Raw genomic sequence first — 4,070 nt, forward strand, 5'->3', positions numbered from 1 at the left:
AGCAGGCCCCGCCCCCGCCGCAGGCCCCGCAGGCCTACCCGGCCGCGCCCGCGCCCGCCTGGGGCGCCCCGCAGCAGCACGGCGGCGGCCACTACGGCGGTCACCACGGCGGCCACCACCGCAACAAGGGCTTCGGCCACATGCTGTTCTCCTCCTGACGGGGAGAGGCAACGACGAAGCCCCGGCCGTCTGTGACGGCCGGGGCTTCGGTGCTGATGTGCGCGATACTGGGATTGAACCAGTGACCTCTTCCGTGTCAGGGAAGCGCTCTCCCGCTGAGCTAATCGCGCGGGTGACCTGCGGAAAATACCAGGCTTTCTGCTGTACTGCGTGCGCGATACTGGGATTGAACCAGTGACCTCTTCCGTGTCAGGGAAGCGCTCTCCCGCTGAGCTAATCGCGCGGGAAGATCCTTGCGGACCCGTGATCCTTGCGGACCGGTACTGCATCCTACTGCGTGCGCGATACTGGGATTGAACCAGTGACCTCTTCCGTGTCAGGGAAGCGCTCTCCCGCTGAGCTAATCGCGCGTAGAGGTGGAGACGGGATTTGAACCCGTGTAGACGGCTTTGCAGGCCGTTGCCTCGCCTCTCGGCCACTCCACCAGGAGTGAATGCGGGGGTTCGGGAAGATCCCTCACATCGAGCGGACGACGAGACTCGAACTCGCGACATCCACCTTGGCAAGGTGGTGCTCTACCAACTGAGCTACGTCCGCTTGTCGTTTCCGTTTCGCTTGCGCGTCGCGGCGACGTGTTGAACTCTAGCGGATTCCGGGGCCAGTACAAAAACGCGTTTGTGCAGCGTGCTGCGGTGCGTTCACTCCGGAGCGGCCGATTGGCAGCCGTCCTAGACTCTCGTCTGTGCACGACCTCGCTCCTTTGGCCCGCTTCGGCGGCCGTGTCGCCCGTGACCTGCGTGATGTCACCAGTGACCCCACAGCTCTCGACTCCTCCGGCCTCTGGGCCGTCGCCGCGGACTTCGAGGGGACTCTGGTCTGCGCCCGTTTCGGAGACGTCCGTACGGAGCCCGTGCCCGCTCCCGTACCGGGCCGGTGGCACGGCCCCGCCGCCGGTGACTGGACCTCGTCCCTGGACAGGGACGCATATATCGCCGGCGTACGCACCATCCGCGCGCACATCGCGGCGGGCGAGGTCTACCAGGCCAATCTCTGCCGTGTGCTGACCGCGCCGCTCCCCGACCCTGACCGTGCCGACGTCGACGCCCTGACCGCGTTGCTGGCCAGGGGAAACCCGGCGCCGTACGCGGGGACGATCCGGCTGCCCGCGCACGGCGTGGAGATAGCCACCGCTTCCCCCGAACTCTTTCTCCGCCGCGACGGCCGGACCGTCGAGTCCGGTCCGATCAAGGGCACGGGCCGTACCGCCGGCGACCTGCTCGAAAAGGATTTCGCCGAGAACGTGATGATCGTGGACCTCGTCCGCAACGACCTGGGTCGCGTCTGCGCCACCGGTTCCGTCACCGTCCCGGCACTCTGCGCGATCGAACCCCACCCCGGCCTCGTCCACCTCGTCTCCACCGTCCGCGGCGAGCTCACGGAGAAGGCCGGCTGGCAGGACATCCTCGCCGCGACCTTCCCGCCTGGCTCGGTGACCGGGGCGCCCAAGTCCAGCGCGCTGCGGATCATCGAAGCCCTGGAGACCTCGCCGCGCGGACCGTACTGCGGGGCGGTCGGCTGGGTCGACGCCGACCGGGGCACGGCGGAGCTGGCCGTCGGGATCCGTACCTTCTGGATCGACCGCACCGAGGACCGCGGCCCTGTCCTCCGCTTCGGTACGGGCGCGGGCATCACCTGGGGCTCCGACCCCGGGCGGGAGTGGGAGGAGACCGAGCTGAAGGCCTCCAGACTGCTCGCGGTAGCGTCGGGCGCGTACGCAGCGAGTGGGAGGACCACGGCATGAAGATCTGGGTCAATGGCGGGCTGCACGACGCGGCCGCCGCGACGGTGTCCGTCCTCGATCACGGGCTGACCGTGGGCGACGGCATCTTCGAGACGGTGAAGTCGACCGAGGGGCGGACCTTCGCCCTCACCCGCCACCTGGACCGGCTTACCCGCTCGGCCCGCGGCCTCGGACTGCCCGATCCGGATCTGGACGAGGTGCGGCGCGCCTGCGCCGCGGTGCTCGAAGCCAACCCGCTGCCGCTCGGCCGCCTGCGCATCACCTACACCGGCGGGCTCTCCCCGCTCGGCTCCGACCGCGGCGACGCGGGCCCGACCCTGGTGGTCGCGGTCGGCGACACCGCGCGCAGACCCGACACCACCGCCGTGATCACCGTCCCCTGGACGCGCAACGAGCGCAGCGCGCTCGCCGGGCTCAAGACGACGTCGTACGCGGAGAACGTCGTCGCGCTCGCCAAGGCGCATGAACAGGGCGCGTCCGAGGCGCTGTTCGGGAACACGGTGGGGCAGCTCTGCGAGGGCACCGGCTCCAACGTCTTCGTCGTACTCGACGGCGAACTGCACACCCCGCCCGTCGCCTCCGGCTGCCTGGCCGGGATCACCCGCGCCCTGGCCGTCGAGTGGGCGGGCGCCAGGGAGACCGATCTGCCGCTGGACGTCCTGGACCGCGCCGAGGAGATCTTCCTGACCTCGACCCTGCGCGACGTCCAGGCGGTCGTCCGGGTCGACGGACGCCTGCTGGAGGACGAGCCGGGTCCTGTGACCGCCAAGGCCATGCGCATCTGGGACGAGCGCGCCGCGGACGACCTGGATCCGTAAGCCGGGACGCGGGATCGGCATATCGGGATGACGCCTGGTTTTCGGGCGGGTACAACTCCACTGATGACCACTACCCTGCGGCCGATCGGGCCGCTCCAGCAGGGCGCGGACGGTGCGAAGGCGCGTGCGTTCGACGTCTGCGTGAACAGCCGGCCCGTCGGCGCCGTCGAGCTCGCCACCGACACGGACTTCGGCGCCGCCTGGGCCCGCATCAGCGGTCTGCGGATCCATGAGCCGGACCGCAGGCGCGGACGCGGCACGGTCGCCGCGCTCGCCGCCGAGGAGGTGCTGCGCGGCTGGCGCTGCACCCACGTGCGGGCGGCCGTCCCGGCCGGCGCGGACGCGGCGCTGCGGATGGCGGACTCCCTCGGCTACACGGAGACCAATCGCACGATGCTCAAGCGGCTGCCGGCGCGGCCGCCCGTACTCCCCGAAGGGGCGGAGAGCCGGGCGATGACCGATGAGGAGTTCCGTGCCTGGAACGAGAGGGCGATCGTCGCGTACGCACAGACCTGGATCGACCGGGGCGTGCCGGAGGCGCAGGCCAGGGTGAAGGCGGCGGCCGACCACAACGGAATACTCCCCGAGGGGCGCCACACCCCGGGAGTCTCCATCAAGGTGCTGGTCAGCGGCGGTGAGGTGGTGGGGCACATCTGGACGTCCCGGGCTCCCGGCCGTGCGGGGCGTTTCGTGTACGACGTCGAGGTCGGCGAGCAGCATCGGGGCCACGGCCACGGCCGCACCCTGATGCTGGTCGCCGAGCGCGACGCGGTGGCCGCAGGGGAGCGCGAGCTGGGACTGAACGTCTTCGCGGGCAACACCCCGGCCGTACGCCTCTACACCTCACTCGGCTACGAGCCGACCGTGCACCACTTCCACAAACAGCTGCTCTAGACGCCTGCGGCGAGCACGCGGTCGGCGATCTCCTCGATCCGCTGCCGCAGACCGTCCTGGCTCTTGCCGCCGTCCAGCCGCTCCCCGTCGATGATGTACGTCGGGGTGCCGGTGACGCCGATCGCCTTGCCCTCCGCCTGGTCCGCGTCGACGATCAGCAGATGGCGGCCGTCGATCAGCGCGGTGTCGAACTCCTCGGCGTCCAGGCCGAGTTCACGTGCGATCTCCAGCAGGAGGGGCTCGCCCTTCGACGCGAGCTCCTCGGTGCGGGCGAGCACCGCCTCCACGTAGGGCCAGCCCTGACCCTGCTCGAACGCCTCCTCCGCGGCCTGGGCCGCCGCGTACGCGTGCCGGTGCTTCTCCAGCGGGAAGTGGCGCAGCCGCAGGTCGATGCGGTCGCCGTAACGGGCACGCAGGGCGCGGACGTCGTCCAGGGC

4 protein-coding genes, 5 tRNA genes and 1 pseudogene are annotated in these 4,070 nt (G+C 70.5%); 4 read left to right on the forward strand and 6 right to left on the reverse strand.

The features are described from left to right. Positions 1–158 (forward strand): annotated as a pseudogene (locus tag J0695_RS44050) (zf-TFIIB domain-containing protein); the annotation flags it as partial. A 60-nt stretch (positions 159–218) separates the two neighbouring features. On the opposite strand, the gene J0695_RS21295 reads toward J0695_RS44050, so the two are convergent. The 5 genes from J0695_RS21295 to J0695_RS21315 form a co-directional block, all read right to left on the reverse strand. After that, a tRNA-Val gene (locus tag J0695_RS21295) sits at positions 219–290 on the reverse strand. 41 nt (positions 291–331) lie between these two features. Then, positions 332–403, reverse strand: a tRNA-Val gene (locus J0695_RS21300). 55 nt (positions 404–458) lie between these two features. Then, positions 459–530 (reverse strand) — tRNA-Val (locus tag J0695_RS21305). A 4-nt stretch (positions 531–534) separates the two neighbouring features. After that, a tRNA-Cys gene (locus J0695_RS21310) sits at positions 535–605 on the reverse strand. 39 nt (positions 606–644) lie between these two features. Then, positions 645–717 (reverse strand) — tRNA-Gly (locus J0695_RS21315). A gap of 145 nt (positions 718–862) precedes the next feature. On the opposite strand from J0695_RS21315, the gene J0695_RS21320 reads away from it, so the two are divergent. The 3 genes from J0695_RS21320 (at position 863) to J0695_RS21330 (ending at position 3,633) form a co-directional block, all read left to right on the forward strand. Continuing rightward, complete coding sequence (locus J0695_RS21320) at positions 863–1,921, forward strand: chorismate-binding protein (RefSeq protein WP_206963720.1); 1,059 nt, start codon at positions 863–865, stop codon at positions 1,919–1,921. Continuing rightward, on the forward strand, positions 1,918–2,739 hold the full coding sequence (locus J0695_RS21325) for an aminotransferase class IV (RefSeq protein WP_206963721.1): 822 nt from the start codon (positions 1,918–1,920) through the stop codon (positions 2,737–2,739). The genes J0695_RS21320 and J0695_RS21325 overlap by 4 nt, the downstream gene beginning before the upstream one ends. Positions 2,740–2,802: 63 nt before the next feature. After that, positions 2,803–3,633 (forward strand): GNAT family N-acetyltransferase, encoded by an 831-nt coding sequence (locus J0695_RS21330; protein WP_206963722.1) that lies wholly within the window; start codon positions 2,803–2,805, stop codon positions 3,631–3,633. Here the strand turns inward: J0695_RS21330 and J0695_RS21335 are convergent. After that, the coding region (locus J0695_RS21335; protein ID WP_206963723.1) for a DsbA family protein at positions 3,630–4,070 on the reverse strand (441 nt) is incomplete at its 5' end. The genes J0695_RS21330 and J0695_RS21335 overlap by 4 nt on opposite strands.

Origin of the sequence: Streptomyces beijiangensis (assembly GCF_017315755.1) — a bacterium.
Classification (GTDB): Bacteria; Actinomycetota; Actinomycetes; order Streptomycetales; family Streptomycetaceae; genus Streptomyces; species Streptomyces beijiangensis.